At 43.0% G+C, this 19,626-nt stretch carries 14 protein-coding genes, 1 tRNA gene and 1 pseudogene; 7 read left to right on the forward strand and 9 right to left on the reverse strand.

What is annotated here, in order from left to right; genetic code table 11:
- Nucleotides 1-158: 158 nt before the first annotated feature.
- Genes J4N23_RS19750 through J4N23_RS19760 form a run of 3 tightly spaced genes read left to right on the forward strand, consistent with a single transcriptional unit; the run spans nucleotide 159 to nucleotide 2,275 of the window.
- Entirely contained in the window at nucleotides 159-422 is a 264-nt protein-coding gene (locus tag J4N23_RS19750; protein ID WP_207429572.1) for a hypothetical protein, read from the forward strand.
- 9 nt (nucleotides 423-431) lie between these two features.
- Nucleotides 432-1,529 carry a Nif3-like dinuclear metal center hexameric protein gene (locus tag J4N23_RS19755; protein WP_207429573.1) on the forward strand — a complete coding sequence of 366 codons (1,098 nt, stop codon included), beginning with the start codon at nucleotides 432-434 and terminating at the stop codon, nucleotides 1,527-1,529.
- On the forward strand, nucleotides 1,529-2,275 hold the full coding sequence (locus tag J4N23_RS19760) for a zinc ribbon domain-containing protein (RefSeq protein ID WP_207429574.1): 747 nt from the start codon (nucleotides 1,529-1,531) through the stop codon (nucleotides 2,273-2,275). The genes J4N23_RS19755 and J4N23_RS19760 overlap by 1 nt, the downstream gene beginning before the upstream one ends.
- Nucleotides 2,276-2,328: 53 nt before the next feature.
- Here the strand turns inward: J4N23_RS19760 and J4N23_RS19765 are convergent, their stop codons facing one another.
- From J4N23_RS19765 to J4N23_RS19775, 3 genes are all read right to left on the reverse strand, one after another.
- Nucleotides 2,329-3,399: a PA0069 family radical SAM protein gene (locus J4N23_RS19765; protein WP_207429575.1), complete on the reverse strand. Its 1,071-nt coding sequence runs from the start codon at nucleotides 3,397-3,399 to the stop codon at nucleotides 2,329-2,331.
- A gap of 77 nt (nucleotides 3,400-3,476) precedes the next feature.
- The gene (locus J4N23_RS19770; protein ID WP_207429576.1) at nucleotides 3,477-5,075 is read right to left on the reverse strand and encodes a PspC domain-containing protein; all 1,599 of its coding nucleotides are present in this window, start codon (nucleotides 5,073-5,075) and stop codon (nucleotides 3,477-3,479) included.
- Between the two features lie 11 nt (nucleotides 5,076-5,086).
- Nucleotides 5,087-5,431, reverse strand: a complete 345-nt coding sequence (locus J4N23_RS19775; protein ID WP_207429577.1) for a PadR family transcriptional regulator — start codon at nucleotides 5,429-5,431, stop codon at nucleotides 5,087-5,089.
- A gap of 673 nt (nucleotides 5,432-6,104) precedes the next feature.
- Here J4N23_RS19775 and J4N23_RS19780 point away from each other — a divergent pair.
- Together J4N23_RS19780 and J4N23_RS19785 are read left to right on the forward strand one after the other, a co-directional pair.
- Entirely contained in the window at nucleotides 6,105-9,188 is a 3,084-nt protein-coding gene (locus J4N23_RS19780) for a SusC/RagA family TonB-linked outer membrane protein (RefSeq protein ID WP_207429578.1), read from the forward strand.
- 11 nt (nucleotides 9,189-9,199) lie between these two features.
- Entirely contained in the window at nucleotides 9,200-10,570 is a 1,371-nt protein-coding gene (locus J4N23_RS19785; RefSeq protein ID WP_207429579.1) for a SusD/RagB family nutrient-binding outer membrane lipoprotein, read from the forward strand.
- Nucleotides 10,571-10,668: 98 nt separating this feature from the next.
- On the opposite strand, the gene J4N23_RS19790 is transcribed toward J4N23_RS19785, so the two are convergent.
- Both J4N23_RS19790 and J4N23_RS19795 read right to left on the reverse strand, forming a co-directional pair.
- A complete protein-coding gene (locus tag J4N23_RS19790; RefSeq protein WP_207429580.1) occupies nucleotides 10,669-11,853 on the reverse strand; it encodes an OmpA family protein in 1,185 nt (394 codons plus the stop codon).
- Between the two features lie 32 nt (nucleotides 11,854-11,885).
- The gene (locus tag J4N23_RS19795) at nucleotides 11,886-12,791 is read right to left on the reverse strand and encodes an LD-carboxypeptidase (RefSeq protein WP_207429581.1); all 906 of its coding nucleotides are present in this window, start codon (nucleotides 12,789-12,791) and stop codon (nucleotides 11,886-11,888) included.
- Nucleotides 12,792-12,914: 123 nt separating this feature from the next.
- On the opposite strand from J4N23_RS19795, the gene metG reads away from it, so the two are divergent.
- A complete protein-coding gene (gene metG / locus J4N23_RS19800; protein ID WP_207429582.1) occupies nucleotides 12,915-14,981 on the forward strand; it encodes a methionine--tRNA ligase in 2,067 nt (688 codons plus the stop codon).
- Between the two features lie 134 nt (nucleotides 14,982-15,115).
- A tRNA-Arg gene (locus J4N23_RS19805) sits at nucleotides 15,116-15,187 on the forward strand.
- 105 nt (nucleotides 15,188-15,292) lie between these two features.
- On the opposite strand, the gene J4N23_RS19810 is transcribed toward J4N23_RS19805, so the two are convergent.
- The 4 genes and pseudogenes from J4N23_RS19810 to J4N23_RS19825 form a co-directional block, all read right to left on the reverse strand.
- Nucleotides 15,293-15,895: a 2'-5' RNA ligase family protein gene (locus J4N23_RS19810; protein WP_207429583.1), complete on the reverse strand. Its 603-nt coding sequence runs from the start codon at nucleotides 15,893-15,895 to the stop codon at nucleotides 15,293-15,295.
- Between the two features lie 81 nt (nucleotides 15,896-15,976).
- A complete protein-coding gene (locus tag J4N23_RS19815; RefSeq protein ID WP_207429584.1) occupies nucleotides 15,977-16,117 on the reverse strand; it encodes a hypothetical protein in 141 nt (46 codons plus the stop codon).
- A gap of 120 nt (nucleotides 16,118-16,237) precedes the next feature.
- The gene (locus J4N23_RS19820; RefSeq protein ID WP_207429585.1) at nucleotides 16,238-18,892 is read right to left on the reverse strand and encodes an AsmA family protein; all 2,655 of its coding nucleotides are present in this window, start codon (nucleotides 18,890-18,892) and stop codon (nucleotides 16,238-16,240) included.
- A 142-nt stretch (nucleotides 18,893-19,034) separates the two neighbouring features.
- Nucleotides 19,035-19,472 (reverse strand): annotated as a pseudogene (locus J4N23_RS19825) (transposase); the annotation flags it as partial.
- Nucleotides 19,473-19,626: the final 154 nt, after the last annotated feature.

The raw sequence follows: 19,626 nt of genomic DNA on the forward strand, positions 1-19,626 counted from the left end.
CATTAATTAGCCTGATTCTAACTTTTTTCTTCTGTTTAAACCTTTCGCGAACATTGAAGCTGGTTAAACCTGAAAACAGAGCATTACAACCGTCTTTAATTTGGTTTCTGTTAATACCGCTCGTTAATATTTTTCTTAACTTTCTAGTAGTAAAGGGGATGTCAAAATCTCTTTCGGATGAACTCGAGGACAGGGAATACGAGGTGGAAGAGAAGCCTGCTTATCAGGCAGGGATGAGCTACGCAATTGTATCATGTCTTGCTATTATACCATCGCTTTTACCCCTACCATCATCTTTTGCCGCTGTCGCCGCCGTTATCGGCCTGCTGCAAATCATTTTCTTTATCCAATATTGGGCTAAAATCAGCTGGTTTAAAAATGTGTTAAGGAATGATTTGGTGGATACCACTGATGAAGAATAGGCAGAACAGATGAAGCTACAGGAATTGATCTCCTATCTTGAAAAAATCGCACCATCCTCTTATCAGGAAGATTATGATAATTCTGGATTAATTGTGGGCGAGATGAGCCAGGAGGTTAATGGCGCCATCATCTCCTTGGATTGTACAGAGGCGGTTGTTGATGAAGCGATAGCAAATGGAGTAAATCTGATCATATCTCATCATCCGATCGTTTTTAAGGGATTAAAAAAGTTCAACAGGAAAAGTTATGTAGAGCGGGTGGTGATGAAGGCTATAAAGCATGACATTGCGCTTTATGCCATTCATACTAATTTCGATCATGTACTTGCAGGAGTGAATTCTAAGATATGCGAGAAACTTGGGATTAAAAATCCTTCTATCCTCTCGCCTAAGACAGGTATTCTTAAAAAACTCGTCACTTATTGTCCCGTAGAATTTGCAGATAGGGTTAGAGAAGCTTTGTTCTCAGCTGGAGCAGGTAAAATTGGAAGGTACTCGGAATGTAGTTATAATACAGACGGCTTTGGGACTTTTAAAGCAGGGGAAGGCACAAATGCTTTTGTCGGAGAAGTTGGAGAACTTCACAAAGAAGCTGAAGTACGGATCGAAACTGTTTATCCCGTAGAGAATGAACGGAAACTGGTACTCGCTCTGCTTACTGCCCATCCTTATGAGGAGGTAGCCTATGATCTATATCCGCTGACAAATGCTTTCACCGACGTAGGGTCAGGCATGGTGGGCGATCTGCAGCAAGAAATTGAGGAGTTGGATTTTCTTCATTTTGTAAAGGACCAGCTGGGGGCAAAAGTTATCAGGCATACGGAGTTACTTGGGAAAAAGGTGAAGCGCGTGGCAGTGTGTGGAGGATCCGGAGGATTCCTGCTCGGAAAGGCGATAGGTGCCGGAGCAGACGTTTTTATCACTGCTGACTATAAGTACCATGAGTTTTTCGATGCGGAGAAAAAAATAATCATCGCAGATGTGGGACATTTTGAAAGTGAGCAGTTTACGCAGGAATTATTGTTTGACATTCTTACAAAAAAATTTCCTAACTTTGCCCTCCGTTTAACAGAAAAAAATACAAACCCAATAAATTATTTAATTTAATGGAACAAACCGTAGAACAGAAGCTGAGTGCTTTATACGCCCTTCAGAATATTCATACTAAAATCGATAAAATCAGACAGGTACGTGGAGAGCTTCCAATGGAAGTAGCTGATTTAGAAGATGAAGTAGCGGGGCTTCAAACCCGTATAAATAAAATAAAAGCTGAACTTGACGACCTTGAAGATTCTATCGTTACAAGGAAAAACATGATCAAAGAGGCTCAAGCGGCGATCAAGAAATACGAGACTCAGCTGAACGATGTGAAGAACAATCGTGAGTACGACGCTATTTCTAAAGAGATTGAAATTCAAGGTCTGGAGATTCAGGTTTGTGAAAAGAAAATCAGAGAGCACGGTTTCGAAATCACCAATAAAACCCAGGTGTACGAAAAAGCGATGGCAGATTTGGAAGATCGCAAAAAAGATTTAGAAGTAAAAAGAGCTGAGTTAGATACTATTACTTCTGAAACACAGAAGGAAGAAGACGAGTTGGTAGAGAAAGCAAAACAGGCAGAAACTACTATCGACGAGCGCCTACTTACTGCGTACAACCGCCTGCGCCAGAATTCGAAGAATGGCTTGGCAGTTGTTACGATTCAGCGGGATTCATGTTCAGGTTGTTTCAATCAGATTCCTCCTCAGCGCCAGCTGGATATCCGTCAGCACAAGAAAGTCATCGTGTGTGAGCATTGCGGAAGAATCCTTGTTGATGAGGCTTTATCGGTCGAAAATCAAGAAACAGTTTAGGAGCAAATGATACTTTTGGGAAAGCGGCTTTTTAACAGAGCCGCTTTTCTTGTTTAAAAAATGTTCAGTTGTTTTCCTCCTGCAGGCATAAAGTGGTCGGTGGAAAGCGGGGGCATACTTCTGCCTTTCAAAAACCGGTTTACCGAAATGTTGAAAAGTTGATGGATACTTTCCGCGATCTTTCCATCTCCTCGTATTCTTTTCCCAATCCTGCTGTCGTTTAGGGAACCTCCATGGCAATCAGCTATTCGGTTCAATACCTTTTCCGCACGGTCGGGGTAAGCTTTATGTATCCAGTCAGAAAAAATTTCACCAATAGCCCCATTGAGTCTGATAATAGTAAATATGGCTGAAGAAACTCCTTCATCTGCGGCTGCTTTTATTAGCGCAGGAATTTCTTCGCTGTTCAATCCTGGTACAATAGGTGCCATCATCAATCTCACGGGAATATTTTCAGATGCTAGTTTATTGATTAGCATCAGTCTGCTTTTGGCCGTCACCGTTCTAGGCTCCATTTTTTGTCGCAGATTTTCATTCAGTGAATTGATGGTAACCGTTACATGCACCAGATTCAGGGCAGCCAGCTCTCTGATTAGATCGATATCCCTCCAAACGAGATTATTTTTGCTGATGATACTTACCGGATGTTTGTATTTAAGAAATACTTCCAGCAAGGACCTGGTAATCTTCAACTTTCGCTCGATGGGTTGGTAGCAATCTGTATTGCCCGACATCATAATGGGAACCGGAACATAATTAGGCTTGTTGAACTGCTGTTCCAGCAGCTTCGCTGCGTTCCGTTTCACAACTATTTTCCGCTCAAAATCTAGTCCCGCACTAAATCCCCAATACTCATGGATGTTCCGAGCATAGCAGTATAAGCACCCGTGCTCGCATCCCTGGTATGGATTTATAGAGTAGAGAAAGGATATATCCGGACTTTCTGCTACGCTTATAATGCTTTTTGCATCTTCTTCAAAGAATTGGGTAGGGGTATTCTCATGATATTCCTCGTCTAAACCCTCAATATGCTCCGTGATATATTTATTTTTCTGGAACCTATTGTGAGTATTTACCTGCGCCCCTCTACCCTTGAAATATTCTTTATTCTCTTCATACGGCATTCAACAAAAATGCTAAAATATTTAGTATTTCGCAGAAGGTTTATTTATTATTTTAGAAGAAAGCTCAGCATATAGAGCTATTTATCTGTCTTCTTTCTGTATAGGCTGTCGTCAACGCATTTCAGACCTTCTTCCGTCATCAACCACTCGCTTGGTGTTTTCCAGTCGCTATCTTCTGGTTGACAGTACCACAAATGATAGTTTTCCAGATGCCTGCTTAAAGTGCCGTCAATGATTAGACGGGTGTTTACAGGAATTTTTAGGGTGACGTTAACGTCCTGCGCCCGATAAAGCCCTTTTCCATTAAGGTGTAAGTACTTGTCAAATAGAATAGTTGAATCTTTTTGGATGAAATTATAGCTCGTTCTTTGTGCCGCTTGTAGAGCCGCTTTAAAGGTTCGTCCTCTTGCCGAAAACTCTTTTACAATTTTCGTTTCGGCATTTTCACTTTTCTCGATAAAGAGGTTAAATTCCTGCATCTCATCAAACTCGTCGCCATAATCGTCGTTCAAAATTCTACCGCGAAATCTTTCTGAGTTCAGATTCAGCTTCAAGCTGTCGTCCTTGCTCAGTGGTTTTTGTGGATTAAGCTTAAGATACAGTGCAGGGTAGTTAATTAATCCCGCGTCCAGCTCAATTTTCGCGTCCTCTTTAAACTCAGCTGCAACTTTGGATCCGTAGTAAACCCCTGTTGCTAGTCCCGTTAGCCACAGGATAAGCATTGCGAAGGATCCCGTTCTGGTAACGATTCTTCTGTTGAAGATAACGCGAATCGCAAAGAGGATCAGTGCTATCAGTGGAATAAATAAGAGTAGAAATGCACTTAAATAAATGGGCGACCGGTATTCGTAATTGATGGCACTGATTGGAAATGCATTGAGTTCGGCCGAATTCCAAAACCCGATGGCAAAAAGCAGACCGCAGATTAGCCCTAGTAAAACAATTACGCCAATCACGATCACGAGTACGCCAATGGCTTTTACCAGGCCTTTAAAAAAGCGGACAACAAAGGCAAGAAGCTCGTCTATGCCATTAGAGAGTGAGTCTCCAGTCCTGCTGGCTCCCGGACTGATAGTGTTAAAACCCCTATTCAGGTTATCCTGAAGTGACCCGATTTCTTCATCGAAACTTTTCTTAAAACTTTGTAAGGTAATAGGCTCTCCTCTCATCGCTATTTTATCCTGACGAGTGAGTGCTTTTGGTAATACCAGCCATAGAATAATATAGATAGGAAGTGCGACGCCCACAGTAAGTGTAAGGAGTACAGTTACCAAACGAATCCACTTAGCCTCAATGTCGAAATAGTAGCCGAGACCTGAGCAGACTCCAGCCACTAATTTATCATCAGTATCCCGGAAAAGTTTCCTTTCCGTTCTGTACGAGTCGGTATTTAGCGGATTTTCTTCTTCAGGCAGTTCAAAATCCTTAACGGATCCCATCGCTGCTATCACCTCCTGGATGTCTATCATTTCTAACACCTGCTTTTTCTGTTCAGCAAGCCGTTCATTGAACATTTCTGCCAGCCGGTTTTCAATGTCCGTTACAATCTCCAGACTGTCAGTTGTGTAGGCAAAATGTCTTTTTACCTCCGTCATGTAGGATCGAAGGATTTCGTAGGCTTCTTCTTCTATATGGAATACAAGGCCATTTATATTGATGATAATCGTTTTATTCATGATGTTTCGTTCTACGGGTTTTCGATATTTCTTCCGGCGATGGAGGTGTTTACAGCATAGACTAATTCCGTCCAGGTTACGTCGAGTTGCTTAAGTACTTCCTTTCCTGCAGCGGTTAGGGTGTAGTATTTCCTGGGAGGCCCGGAGGTTGATTCAATCCAATTGTAGCTGAGTAGCCCATTGTTCTTCAACCGGGTAAGCAGGGGATACAAAGTCCCTTCTACTACCAGTAGCTGTGCCGTCTTCAACTCATTGATAATATCCGAGGCATAAATTTCTCCCCTGGAAATAATCGAGAGGATACAGTATTCGAGTATCCCCTTCCTCATTTGCGTCTGGGTGTTTTCTACTATCATAATACAAAGTTATAGGTTTAAGACTGTACTATGCAATACCAAGTACTATAAATTATCATTTTTACGGTATTTATAAAAAAGAGGCGGAATAATGATGAAATAGATCATCGTCGGGGGAGCAAAATGAAAGAAAAAGAAATTTTGTGGAAAGTTTTGATATAATTGTTAATATCTTGATATTTACTCAATCATTAATTTGAAGGAGGTATTTGTAGTTGAAGTTAGAAGGACAGCCAGTGTCTTGTTCTAGCGGTGTCTATCTTGTACAATGTAATCAGGAACAGGGGAAAGAGAAAGGTAGGTTTATCCACATTTGATAACAAATCAAATTGATAGTCTCATTCGGGAGTCTAGTTTATAAGGAGCAGATTATTTCTCAACACATTATCATTAGTATTCCATATAGCAGGGTAAGCAAGTTTACCACTAACACCGCTTCCTTTTAAAACATTCCCATTTTCTAGTTGTTAAAATAGAAACAAATCAACACTTCAGTGATAATCAATTATCAACCGTAATTCGGCGTTTCATTGTCATGTTAACGTGACTTAGATCACAAAAAGTTTATCAAACACAGGATTAATTTTATTTTTTTTAATTAAAATCTTTTTTTCTTGAAAAGTCTGTAAGATTTTTAACTATTTTTAGCCTAATCATTAATTTAATAAGAAGTATGCGAAAACTTTTATCAAGTTTATCCGTCTTGTTGCTATTCATTGGAAATGTTTTAGCTCAAGAACGTACCATTACAGGTACGGTAACAGCTCAGGAAGATGGTTTGCCCCTTCCTGGAGTAAGTGTGAGAGTAAAGGGAACAGGTTCAGGTACCCAGACAGGCGCGAACGGTAATTTCAGTCTGCGTGCCTCCGGAGAAAACCCAGTTTTAGTATTCACCTACATTGGCTACACAACACAGGAAGTGAACGTAGGAACGCGGAGCACTGTTAATGTAACTTTAGTGTCCGATGCTCAGCAACTTGGGGAGGTAGTGGTGACCGCTCTTGGTGTGTCTCGAGCGGAAAGATCTATCGGGTATTCAGTATCAGAAGTATCCGGAGAGGCTTTAGTAAGATCCGGAGAGCAGAATGTCATCCAAGGGCTCGCCGCCAAAGCATCTGGAGTTCAGGTCACTTCTTCAGCCGGAACTCCCGGCGCATCATCTAAAATAGTGTTACGGGGACCAGCTTCATTCTCGGGAGATAATCAGCCTCTGATAGTTATAGACGGGGTGCCGGTTAACAACGATGTGAACAATATCACAGCCGGAGACGACCCATACAACGGAAACCTCTATGGCGTGCAACTGTCTAACAGGGCTATTGACATCAATCCGGAAGATATCGAGTCTGTAAGTATTTTAAAAGGTCCTGCAGCTGCTGCCCTATATGGACAAGCGGCTGGAAATGGTGCGATTATCTACACAACAAAAAGAGGAAGGGCCCGCAACGGAGTTGGGATAACTTTTAGTAGTTCAGTAGAGTTTCAAAATGTGAATAAACTGCCTGAACTGCAAAACAGGTACGGTCAGGGTGCCAGTGGAGCCTATACTAACGCTACTCCCAATAGTTGGGGGCCGGACTTACTAGCGGCAGGAACTCCGATTTTTGACAATACTGATGCTTTCTTTAAAACGGGAACATCCTACAACAATAACATATCCTTAAATGGAGGAAACGAAAAGACTGCATTTAGAGTTTCTTTCGGAAGTACCAACATAAACGGTATTATTCCAAACTCAGGCTATGACCGATATACAGTTCGGTTAACTGGCGACTCGGAACTCAGTTCGAGAATCAAAGTAGGAGGAACAGTGAACTATACCAATTCATCTGCAACCCGCTCTCAAAATGGTTCTAACCTTGCCGGGGTAATGCTTCCCCTACTAAGGATGCCTATTGGATTCGATATTAACAATTATCAGAATCCAGATGGAACTAATAATAATTACTTCGCCTCCTATGATAATCCCCTATTTTCTGCGTATAACAATCCATACACCGATGAGACGGACCGGATATTTGGAAACATTTATGGGGATGCGAAGCTAAATAATACCTTCACTTTGTCTTTAAAGGTAGGATCGGATGCGTATGGAACAGTTGGTAACCAAATTTACGCCTTTTCTTCCAGGGGTAACGATTATGGAGATGGTTCAGGGCAAATGAACAGAACAAATGTTTCCTTCCGAAATCTTTACTCCGATCTACTGTTGAAATTTAACAAGAAGTTCGGAACCAGTCCATTCACTATTAGTGGTTTGGTAGGGGGTAACATCAACTACACTCAGTTCCAATCGTCTTTCCAACGCGGTAGGGACATTTCAATTCCAAACTTTTACAACTTCTCTAGTTTCAAGGAGCTCTATGTCAGCAATAATGACACTTATAGAAATAGCCAAGCGCTCCTTGCAGATGTTACTTTAGACTATGGAAACATTCTATTTTTAACACTTACAGGGCGTAACGAGTGGTCTACCACTTTTGGAAAAAATTCTAAGGGCTTTTTCTATCCCAAGGCTGACCTTTCCTATGTTTTTTCTCACTTGGTTAAAAATCAGGATATATTATCTTATGGAAAAGTACGTCTTGCCTATTCAAATGTCGGCATAGCGCCAGGTGTGTATGACGATAGAACCTATTTTACTACGCCTACTATTGCTGACGGAATGACGAACGGTTTCAGCTTCCCTTATATGGGGCAGAACGGTTACGCAATCTCAAATGTTATTAGTGGTTTCGGCTTAGTCCCAGAAAGAAATATTGGTCGGGAGGTTGGTTTGGAGCTAAAGTTTTTGAATGGTAGAATTGGCTTAGATGCAACATACTATAATCAAACTTCAAGAGACCTATTAATTACTCAACCAGTTGCTTCTACCTCAGGCTTCGCCTATAAGTACAACAACATTGGTAAAATAAGGAACACCGGAGTAGAATTGGGACTTAACGGAGACGTGTTTAAAGGAAAAGATTTTGCCTGGAACGCGGCGGTTAACTGGTCCACCAACGACAATGAAGTGCTAGAGTTGGCTCCCGGAGTTACTGAACTATCTGTAGGAAGCGGATTCTCTGACCCCCAGTCTTTTGCGATTGTTGGTAAGCCGTTCGGCGTGTTTTATATGGCTAAGTTTCAAAGAGACGCTCAAGGTAACCTTTTAATAAATCCAAGTTCCGGATTGCCTTTGAAAGAGGCAACACAAAGCGAAGTGGGTAGTCCATTGCCTGATTGGCTTATGAACATCAACAACTCATTCAGCTACAAGAACGTCTCCTTCTCATTTTTATGGGATATTAGGCAAGGAGGAGATATCTGGAATGGTACTTGGCAAAACCTAAATTTTAGGGGAAGAACTAAAGAATCTGAGGCAAGAGATCAGACCTATGTTATACCCGGCGTCTACGCCAGCGGTGCGAATGCAGGTCAACCAAATACCACACAGCTTACGGGCTTCCAATATTACTCTAACTATCTCGGAGGAGGAGGTCAGTCTAATGAATTATCGGTTCAGGACGGGTCTTGGATTCGCCTTCGGTCGATTAACTTGTCATACAGGTTCGATACTAGAAAAGTGCTTCCCAAATCTTCTATGCAGTATATCGAATTGGGTGCCAATATGAGAAATGTGTTGTTATTTACAGATTACAAGGGAGTTGACCCTGAAACAAGCCTAACTGGTTCCGATCAAAATCTAAGCGGATTAGACTATTTCAATAACCCTAGTACGAGGTCTCTGATTTTCAACCTAAGGGTCGGTTTTTAAACATGGATGTTATGAAGAAAAATATTAATATTTTAGTTCTACTGGTTCTGGTATTTGTCTCCTCCTGTAGAAAAGGGGACGAATTGTACATTAGTCCCAATAATCCCGCAAACCCCACTGCTGCGGGTTTGTTGACCGCGCTGGAGGTTAATACCTTTCAAAATGCTGAAGGAGAGTTAGCGAGGCTTTCCTCTATGTTGGTGCAGCACCTGGCTGGTTCCAGCGGACAATACCAGGCCTATCAGAATTACGACATAACCGAAGGTGATTTTAATAACCAATGGGAAGGTTTGTATTCTGGTACACTAATGAATGCGAAGATCCTCATAGATAATAATTCAAGTACTAATCCTTACTACGCTGGTATAGGAAGAGTGTTGATGGCCCTTAACTTGGGTATTGCAACTGATTTATGGGGAGATGTTCCTTTCTCTAATGCCCTGCAGGGTATGGAAGGTAATTTTACACCAACTTATGATACTCAGGAACAAATTCTAACGACGATTCAGTCAACGTTAGACGCTGCCATTGCTGATTTGAGTAAACCGGAGACAGCGAATGTAATCGTTCCTGGGGATGACGACATAATCTACGGTGGCGATCCTGCCCTGTGGATTAAAGCGGCCTGGACCCTTAAAGCAAGGTATGCAAACCGCTTGTCAAGAAAAGACCCTACCGGTTCCGCTAATAATGTGTTGACTTATTTATCAAAAGGATTCACCTCGAATGCTGATAATTTAGAGGCAAAACATAGTTCAGAAAGTCTCAACCAGTGGGGCGCTTTCCAAAACCAAAGGGAAGGCTATTTGGTGGTCAACAAGCGCTTTATTGACCTTATGCAGGCTAACTCGGATCCTAGATTACCTTATTTCGTAAGTGAAGTCGAAGGCGGTGGATATGTTGGCGGCGATATCGCGGATGAGCAGGTCAGCTCTGATGCTTCCACTATCGGTGATTTTTTTGATGTCGATCAGGATTATCCAATTTTGACATACTATGAGGCGAAGTTTTTGGAGGCAGAAGCCAGACAAAGATTGGGTCAAAATGCCTCAGGAGCACTTAATGATGCAGTTCGTGCTTCCGTACAGTATGTAACTGGCGGCACAAATACAGGCGCGACAATAGCAACATATAATTTACTGACAGCTACCAGAGAGGCGATTCTCACTGAAAAGTGGAAAGCCATGTTTGGTCAAATGGAGGCTTATAACGACTGGAGAAGAACGGGTATTCCTAACCTAACTCCCAGACCAGGTTCTGCTGGGGCAATTCGTGAATACATCCCGGTAAGATTCCCTACTCCACAAACTGAGCGGCAAAATAATCCTAATGCTCAGCCAATTGAGCAAAATGTTCCGGTTTGGTGGGCCACCAACCCCTAATAAGGAGACTATTAAAGTTAAATAAAAGGCAATAAAAATTGCTAGTATTCAAAGGGGCTGAATTTCAATTATTTCAGCCCCTTTGTCTTATAGGTCCTTCACTCCTCCCTCTTCACCAAAACCACTTCTACCCGTAAATTTTTAATAGCTTCTTCTGCTACTCTACTGTTGGTAAGCGGGCTCTTTCCGCCCATACCCGAGCAGGAAATTCGCTCGTCTGAAACGCCGGACTTCAGTAGCACTTTTTTAACTGCAATCGCACGATTGAAAGAAAGGCGCTGCAAGTAGCGGGAATCGGCAAAGGGATTGTGGTTGGTGTGACCGATAATTTTAATATCAAAAGCGGGCTCCTTTTGCAGGATGTCGACTAGGCGCTCGAGTTCGGGGACAGCTCCAGGCAGTATAACGTCTTTATCAGGGCTGAAATGAATATTGTAAAGCGTAAGCCGGGCAGAATTCGTAATCGGGTCAAGAGCCAGATCCAACTGAGAATTAGCCTTGGTCCTGAGATCAGCAGTTTTAAAGATGAACCCCTGATGTTGCGCTGTAACATTTACCGATTTTCCCAATGGAATGTTAATTGAGTAGTTACCCTTGCTGTCCGCAATGGTTTGCGATAAAACCGCTCCCGTAGAATCGTCCTCACAAACTACCTTGGCCGCGAGAGGCGCTTTGTTGGCGCTGTTTGTTACCCGACCGGTGATTTTTCCATCCAACGCTGCTGCGTCCAATTTCAGGTTGCTTACGAAATCAAACCCCTTCCCACTGTTTACGTTGTCAATAACAATAAGCAACGTGTCGCCCTTTCTCACTTCCAGGGGCTTAGAGAAGCTTTTTCCCGGGCCCGGGCTGGCATAAAGGTTAGTGAATCCTTCCTTTAAACCGGTTTTACCTTTTAGGGAAATATCTGTTCGGGCATTGTTACTGCGCAAAGGACTGGCTGAACCCTTCAAAAGAGCTGTCGCTAGCGTCCTGCTCTGCGAAAACAACATCCAGTCAAAGTCATCAGTAACTAGGTGCGGTTTGATTTCAAATATAAAAGTTCCGCTTTGGGGGATAGCAAGTTTAAGCCAGGTCGTATTTCTTTCTGCTTCGAAAAGATGAGGGTTCTTATGTAAGCCAATTTCCTGTTTCCGGCCAAAGCCGCGGACTTCCTGTTTAAAGCTTTTCGAGGTATTAACGGGGATCAAAAGGGCACCTTCCAGGTCGCCAGAGTGTTTGACCTGACCAACCAAGTTTCCGGAAAGCAGCAATATAAAAATTGTGAGAGTCGAGCGCATCATTAGATTTTTATGATGCCTTACTGTTATTCAGATTAAGCATTGGTGAATGAAACTTTAGTATGAAACCCCTTTACGAACAAATTTACCTTTTTTCCGAAAATAAGTGCATGATTATCAGAAATATGTCCTGCCGGGAAGTTAAAACATACCGGATATTCGTAATCCTTCACTTTTTCTAGGATAATCTCTTCTACCGACTCGCCAAAAGGAGGATCACTGTCTTTCATGTCCGAAAAAGCTCCAACTATTAAGCCCCTCAAATTGTTCAGCTTCCCTGCTCTCTTGAGCTGATACATCATCCGGTCCAGCGAATAGAGATATTCACCCACGTCCTCGATAAATAGGATCTTACCATCAAAATCCATCTCCGATACTGATCCGGAAGCCATCACCAAAAGTGTTAAATTTCCACCTATCAGAACTCCCGATGATTCACCGTTTTTCTGAAGCACGGCACTCTCGTACTCATAATGCAGTTCGCCGGTAAAAAGAGCCGTCCGTAGCGATTCAAGGGAGGGTTTAGTGCCGTCTGGTACATTAAGCGGCATCTGGCCATGAATGGTTTGGATTTGATAGCAGGCGTGAATATGACTATGGAGAATGGTGATGTCGCTGAATCCGATAATCCACTTCGGATGTCGTTGAAAGTTCCTGAAGTCCAGATCATCCAAAATTCTCACCGTACCGTAGCCGCCACGGGCTGCAACTATAGCTTTAACAGAATCGTCGTCCAGAAATTTCTGGAAATCTCTTCTTCTTAAGTCGTCATCACCCGCAAATTGATGGTGCGAAGCATTAATGGTATCCCCTAAAACAACTTCCAATCCCCAGCTCTTTAATAGGTCTATGGCTGATTCTATTCCATGAGGAAGTTTTTTTGCGGGACAAGTAATGGCAATCTTATCCCCTTTCTTCAGTAAGGGAGGAGCGTTGTACATAAAGGACACAAGTGCTTAAACTACAAATATGCAGAATTAATAGCGGCTGCCTATCCTTTACTGGCAAGAAATACTTCAGCATATTTTGAAATATTATCTTTGTCGGAAATTAAGAATACAAAAATGTCAGAACTGGATAAGTTTAAGAGATTTACGATAACATCCGCACTTCCCTATGCAAATGGCCCTTTACATATCGGTCACCTGGCCGGCGCGTATATTCCGGCTGATACTTTTGTTCGCCATTTAAGGCTAAAGAAGAAAGATGTAGCCTTTATCTGCGGCTCGGACGAGCATGGCGCGGCCATTACTATCAAAGCAAAGAAGGAAGGCACTACTCCGCAGGAGATTATCGATAAATATCATTATCAGATAAAAAAGAGTTTTGAGGATTTCGGTATCGCCTTCAACATATATCATCGTACTTCAGCCCCTATTCATCACGATCTTTCGCAGGAGTTTTTTCTGAATCTGTATGAAAAAGGAGAGTTCGTGGAGAAGGAAACCGAGCAGTATTACGATGAAGAGTACGACCAATTTCTTGCCGACCGCTATATTACGGGGACCTGTCCGAATTGTAAGAGTGAAGGGGCCTATGGCGATCAGTGTGAGAAATGTGGTACTTCTCTTAATCCGACCGATCTGATTAATCCTGTATCTACCCTTAGTGGGAAAGCGCCGGTGTTGAAAGTTACGAAACACTGGTACCTGCCTTTAGATAAATACCAACCCTGGCTGGAGCAATGGCTACTGGAGGATAAGAAAAATAAGTGGAAACCGAACGTTTACGGGCAGTGCAGCTCCTGGCTGAAGTCGGGCTTGCAACCGAGGTCGATGACCAGGGATCTCGACTGGGGAATTGATGTGCCGCTGGAGGAGGCGAAAGGAAAGAAGCTTTACGTTTGGATGGATGCCCCTATCGGATACATTTCTGCTACTAAGCAGTGGGCCCTGGACAATGGAAAGGACTGGGATCTGTATTGGAAGAAGCAGCAGAGCGAAGAAGATAATTCTTGTCTGATCCACTTTATTGGGAAGGACAATATCGTGTTTCACTGCATCACCTTTCCTTCAATTCTTCATGCACACGGAGAATATATCTTGCCTTATAATGTACCCGCTAACGAGTTCCTGAACCTGGAGGGCGATAAATTGTCAACTTCAAGGAATCATGCAGTATGGCTGCACGAGTACTTGGAGGAGTTCCCGGGGAAGCAGGATGAGCTGCGTTATGTGCTGACCTCTATCCTTCCGGAGACATCCGATAGTGAATTCACCTGGAAAGATTACCAGGCCCGCGTGAACAACGAGCTGGTAGCCATCCTGGGTAATTTTGTAAACCGGGTGATGATCCTGATGCACAAGTATTATCAGGGTGAAGTAGGAGAATCTGCCGGAAAACTGGCAGATCAGGAAATCAAGTCGCAGCTGGAGAACACCTACAATGACGTGGAGACAGCGATTGAGAACTTTAAGTTCAGGCAGGCATTGTCAATTGTAATGGATCTTGCCCGTTTTGGAAATAAGTACCTGACTGATAAAGAGCCCTGGAAAACGTTTAAAACGGATGCGGAGGCTACACGCGAGGTATTGCAGAATTGCCTGCATATCATTGGTCACTTAGGGACCCTGATGCAGCCATTTTTACCTACGGCTTCCAAAAAGATCTTTGGAATGCTGAATTTCAACAAGGAAGTCTTGTCGTACGATGAGGAAATAACTTTTACTGCGGGGCATAAGCTAAATGCACCCGAGCTATTGTTTGAGAAAGTAGAAGACGAAGTGATCGACCGCCAGCTGGAAAAACTGAAGGCAAAAGCAACTGCTGCTGCTCCGGCGCAGGTAGAAGTGGCGCCCGCTAAAGAGAACATTAACTACGAGCAATTCCTGGCAATGGATATTCGTGTAGGAACGATCCTGGAAGCAGAAAAAGTAGCAAAGACAAAGAAGCTTTTGAAGCTGAAGATAGATACCGGTATTGATCAGCGGACTGTAGTTTCCGGGATCGCAGAGTTCTTTGAACCGGAAGCAATCATCGGACAGCAGGTGAGCATGCTGGTGAATCTTGAACCACGGGAGATTAAAGGGATCATTTCCCAGGGAATGATCCTGATGGCTGAAGATGCGGACGGGAAACTGAGCTTTGTATCGCCGACAAGTCAAACCGGGAACGGTTCAGTGGTAAGATAGCCTGGAAGTAAATGTGCAAATGAGGTAGATTATTTCTTTAATAATTTGCACATTTGCACATGAAATACCGTTGATAAGTGGTAGTAGCGGTTTAGTAAATCGTAACTTTAAAATCACTTAATCGTAAATCGAATGGCCCTGTAGTTCAACGGATAGAATAGAAGTTTCCTAAACTTTAGATATGGGTTCGATTCCCGTCGGGGCTACGTAAAACCCAGTAGAAGTATAGTTCTGCTGGGTTTTTTGTTTCATGGAACTAGTAGTATTTCGGGAGTACCAATGGGAGCAAATGAGCAGCTCCGGTCTTTCCCCTAAAATAAACTTGTCTGAACATCTAAAATTCCTTTTCTTAGAAAAGGGAGATCACTCATAATTTCGAATCTCTCTTTGGTTATCCTGAACGACCTTCTTAACAATAGGAGACGATCTGCATTTGTAGTAGATTGATATTCCAGATCTTTCCAACTTTCCCACGGTCCCTTAAATTCTGCTTTTGGGATTCCTTTTGCAACAGTTAGATGACCTGTTTTTATAAAGCGATGAGGGTTTCCTTTTACATGCTTCAGTACTGGACTGCACGATTTCTGAATGTATCGTGTCATTTCGCTAAAGGGGTTTTCGTCTTTCAATCTCACATATAGCGTACAAGTAGTTTTATGAAAACAATCAAAACCGGAGAGCTCTATTTGAAATGGCGAAATATTACTGACATTTCTTTGCAAACAAGCGGTTAACCTACTTTCGTTGAAAGCCGGTTGAATGATGTTAAATACAGTAAAATGAGGTTTGGACGAAACGGCAGCATCCCACCAGTATTGCCTTTTACAACGGATTTTCATGTCCATAACATCATCCCTAACTTTCCTGTTTGGTTGTATTATTGCCAGGTACTCATAGTAGTCGTTATTTTTCATGTCCCGTTTATAAGCACTGTTTACTCCATTCGGCTCTGCCCGGATCCTCAGCACTAAAATCTGTAAATACCGACCTCGCCCTTACCCCACAGCCATCCACACTACAAAAACACTTGCAGTAACCACAAAGGCATAGTAATAAGGGCGTACAGCAGCTTTTCTCTTTTGAGAAGGGCCTCCGGTGCTCAATGCAGCAAAGAGTAGGTCTAGAATGGCTTCCATTTCTTAAGGTTTTATTAACGAAACTACTGAAATAAATCGAATTGATTATTTAATGTCTGGGAAGCATTGCCTCCAAAAAGACAAGCCTATTACCCAGAATTTTCTAGAAGAAGTTCGTTCCTACCTTACCGTATCCGCCGATGTAGTCTGCTTCTTTCTGATAAAGCCTCCCAGTTTATTCTTAATCTGTTCCGCGGCCTTCGTTTGTACCTGCTTTTTTAGGGTGTCGGCTCGTTGCTGCGCCTGAGCTTTTGACTTTTCCACAAGGGTGTTTACTTCCTGCTGTGCTTTTGCCTGCAGTTCTGCTTTTTTTGTATCTACAAACTGAGTGGCGGCTGTTTTTACTTCGTTGCGGGTATCATCGGCTACAGAGGTAATCTTAATACTTGGCTTCAGCACCGTGCCGGTCATAAGCGCGTTCACTTTCACCGTTTCTCCCAGCTCTACCGCTGATCCTGTTTTCGAGTTAAAGCGCGCCAGCAAGGCGTTGCCCGCTGCATTGACTTTGGTGCCCAGGTAAGCCCGCGGAACGTTCATTGCCAGCTTGTAGCTCATGCTCTGATCCAGACTGTTGAAACCTTCTACCAGCATGGAAAAGTCGCCCTTCTTAATGGTCAGAGGTGCTACGTTGAGTCGGCCGTTCTCAATCTTGAACTTGGTCAGGAAGTTATTCAGTTCCAGCTTCTGAAGTTTATCCGTATTCAAAGCAAGAGAAAGCTTGTTTAAGGGTTCAAATCCCTGCACAATTGCCTGGATAATGTTGGTAATCCCTTCAACATTGACAGAAGAGTAGAGAGGCATCATGTGCTGATCAAGCTCAGAGTTGAAGGAAAGCTTAGTGGAGAAAGTACCGCTGGTATATTTAGCAACGGGAGCCAGCAGTTTTATCGTATTAAAGGTGCTGAAGGCCTTCTGGATACTCATCTTTTCGATGCCAAAATCAATGTTCACTTTTGGTTTTTTAACATCAGTGCTGGCGTAGGAACCGTTCATGCTCAGGCGTCCGTCGAGCATATCCAGCTTCATGTCTTTGAAGTAGAGGGTCTGTTGATCTACCTGTAAGCTCCCTGCAGCATTCTGGATATCGTAATTATCATACAACACCCGCCCCGCATTTACAGAAAGCGCAAAATCAATATTAGCAGGAACTTCAATAACTGTCAGCTTGGCTGTGTCGGCCTGCTTGCTGGTACCTGGAGTTGAAGGTCCCATCAGCTCATTTACATCCAATAAACCAGAACGTACGTTAAACTTCCCTCTAAGCGGAATATCCTTTTTAAAGACATATTCCAGGTAATTGTCCAGCGTTCCGTTTGCCTGGAAGTCGCTCTTGCCTACCTTCGCGGAGAGGTTCGTAAGACTGATATTTTTGGGATTAAACGTGACTTTCGCAGATGGAACGCTCACCGGCATAGGTACCTGCTGTCCCGAGTAATTGAAATTGTTAGCTACCAGGAAGCCGGAAATCTTGAAATTCTGGTATTGGCCTTTATCTACTGAAGATTTGTTTCCGGTTGCTTTTACATCGGCATCCACTATCCCGCTAAGGTTCATTCCCTGCATGGGGAAAATAGTGGTCAGCTGTTTCAGATCCAATTTTCCTTTCAACACCATATCCACAAAGGGATCACTAACGGGATTTTTTACGAGCAGTTTCCCGTCCAGCGGGATGGTGCCAAACTCCAGGTGGAAAGACGGGATGTTTACGATGGTATGATCTAGCACCCCGTCAGGATTTTCGATATCGGCCTTTACGGCGATATTGTTGATAGCCGAGCTTAGTCCGGGGTATTTTACTTTTCCATCGGCAATCAGGAAATGCAGATCGAAAGCCGGTAGGGATTTCTCGTTGTAGGTACCTTTGGCCTTTCCTTCGAAACCAAACTTGCCGCTGGCGTTCATATCTTTAAAGCTCGAAGAGTATAGGGCAGGTATCAGTGAAAGGAAGTTTTTCAGGTCCGACTGCGCCGCGTTAAACTTTACATCTACCAGCATATCATCAGCATTCGGCATTGCCAGACTTCCACTGAGTGAAAGGATGAGCTCGTTCAAGTTGATCTTGTTTGCACCCAGACTGAACTTCATCTGCTTCATATCAATCTCAATGGGCAGATCCGCCGAGAGTTTTACCCTGCTCAGGTAGGGAATGCCGGCGTATTTTACTGTTAGTTTTTCAATGGTTGAAGAAGTATTCAGCGTAAACAGATCTTGTGTGAAATCACCGTCTCCATCGTGATTTAGGCTGTCCATCGCCATAAAGAAGCCCAGAGACGCATCATCATAGACAATCCTGCCGTTTTCTATCTCATAGTTCTTTAAGGCAGCTTTCAATTTGGTTTGTGAAGTATCTGCATCAGCCGCTTCCGAAGAATCGGCTTTAGCTATGTCCCAGTTTGCTTTTCCGCTTTTCAACACACGGGCATAGATCCGTGGCTCCTGGAGCTTTACCGACTTGATCTGGTAACTCTCCCCCTTGATTACGCTCATGACGTCCAGGTTCACGTGTAGGCGAGGGATATTGGCCAGGGTATCAGTCGCAAAACTGTCAATTCCGGCGATGGTAAGACTATCTAGATCTACCCCCAGGTATGGAAAGGAACTGATCAGCGTGAAATCAACCTCTTTGAAGTTAACCTTAGCATTTACATTCGTATTAATTGACTTTTTAACTTCAGCAAGGATTTTATCCTTAAAAAGGAAGGGAGCAAGGGCTGCTGCAGAAAGTAAAACAATGCCTGTAAGGACAAGGGTGATGGCAACTTTTCTAAAACTCATGTGTGTGAGGAATTTGAGAGGGGAAATTAAGAAATTTTAGGGGATTAGGGGGAACGCATGGTACTAAGGGTGTCTCGTCCTAAAAAAAAGTTTACAGGTTAAAGATATAATCCTAGGATAGCTTTACGGATTTCCACTAGTCCTAAGATAGCTTTACAAGCTTACGATTTTTCTGATAATAGTTTTTCCATAGTTTGTTTGTACTGATCATTTCGGAATGTACTACAGCAGGAGTTAGCATACCGTTGCTCATATGTGGCCTTTCGGTATTATAAAGCTCAATAGCTTTTTCCAGCAGGATTCTTCCGTCTGCTAAATCGGTTGCCCGATAGTAGTTTAGATACTCTTGTTTGAGTATCCCATTGATACGCTCTGCTATTGCATTCTCTTTGGGATCTCCGTTTTCTGTCATACTAATCTGTATCTGATAATCCTGCAATAGCTTTACATACTGCTCGCTGCAGTATTGCACTCCCCGGTCTGAATGATGAATAAGTGAGTAACCTGAAGCAGGTAACGATTGTAAAGCCATTTTCAGGGCCTTGAGAGTTTCCACAGATTCCAATGTGTCGGAAAGGTGGTAACCGACAACTTATGAGAATATGCATCTGTAATTAAGCTAATGTACAAGTACTTATCCTTTTGTGCTCCAATAGGTGATGTCACTTACCCAAAGCTGATTAGGAGTAGTAAGTTCGATTCCCTTAATCCTATTGGGCCACTTTCGAAGCCAA

It is taken from the genome of Pedobacter sp. SYSU D00535, from assembly GCF_017355855.1.
Taxonomy (GTDB): domain Bacteria; phylum Bacteroidota; class Bacteroidia; order Sphingobacteriales; family Sphingobacteriaceae; genus Desertivirga.

Excerpts from the sequence above, each read along its gene's own strand:
- J4N23_RS19750 (WP_207429572.1), top strand. The coding sequence starts at position 159 with ATGTCAAAATCTCTTTCGGATGAACTCGAGGACAGGGAATACGAGGTG.
- J4N23_RS19755 (WP_207429573.1), top strand. The coding sequence starts at position 432 with ATGAAGCTACAGGAATTGATCTCCTATCTTGAAAAAATCGCACCATCC.
- J4N23_RS19760 (WP_207429574.1), top strand. The coding sequence starts at position 1,529 with ATGGAACAAACCGTAGAACAGAAGCTGAGTGCTTTATACGCCCTTCAG.
- J4N23_RS19765 (WP_207429575.1), bottom strand. The coding sequence starts at position 3,399 with ATGCCGTATGAAGAGAATAAAGAATATTTCAAGGGTAGAGGGGCGCAG.
- J4N23_RS19770 (WP_207429576.1), bottom strand. The coding sequence starts at position 5,075 with ATGAATAAAACGATTATCATCAATATAAATGGCCTTGTATTCCATATA.
- J4N23_RS19775 (WP_207429577.1), bottom strand. The coding sequence starts at position 5,431 with ATGATAGTAGAAAACACCCAGACGCAAATGAGGAAGGGGATACTCGAA.
- J4N23_RS19780 (WP_207429578.1), top strand. The coding sequence starts at position 6,105 with ATGCGAAAACTTTTATCAAGTTTATCCGTCTTGTTGCTATTCATTGGA.
- J4N23_RS19785 (WP_207429579.1), top strand. The coding sequence starts at position 9,200 with ATGAAGAAAAATATTAATATTTTAGTTCTACTGGTTCTGGTATTTGTC.
- J4N23_RS19790 (WP_207429580.1), bottom strand. The coding sequence starts at position 11,853 with ATGATGCGCTCGACTCTCACAATTTTTATATTGCTGCTTTCCGGAAAC.
- J4N23_RS19795 (WP_207429581.1), bottom strand. The coding sequence starts at position 12,791 with ATGTACAACGCTCCTCCCTTACTGAAGAAAGGGGATAAGATTGCCATT.
- metG (WP_207429582.1), top strand. The coding sequence starts at position 12,915 with ATGTCAGAACTGGATAAGTTTAAGAGATTTACGATAACATCCGCACTT.
- J4N23_RS19810 (WP_207429583.1), bottom strand. The coding sequence starts at position 15,895 with ATGAAAAATAACGACTACTATGAGTACCTGGCAATAATACAACCAAAC.
- J4N23_RS19815 (WP_207429584.1), bottom strand. The coding sequence starts at position 16,117 with ATGGAAGCCATTCTAGACCTACTCTTTGCTGCATTGAGCACCGGAGGC.
- J4N23_RS19820 (WP_207429585.1), bottom strand. The coding sequence starts at position 18,892 with ATGAGTTTTAGAAAAGTTGCCATCACCCTTGTCCTTACAGGCATTGTT.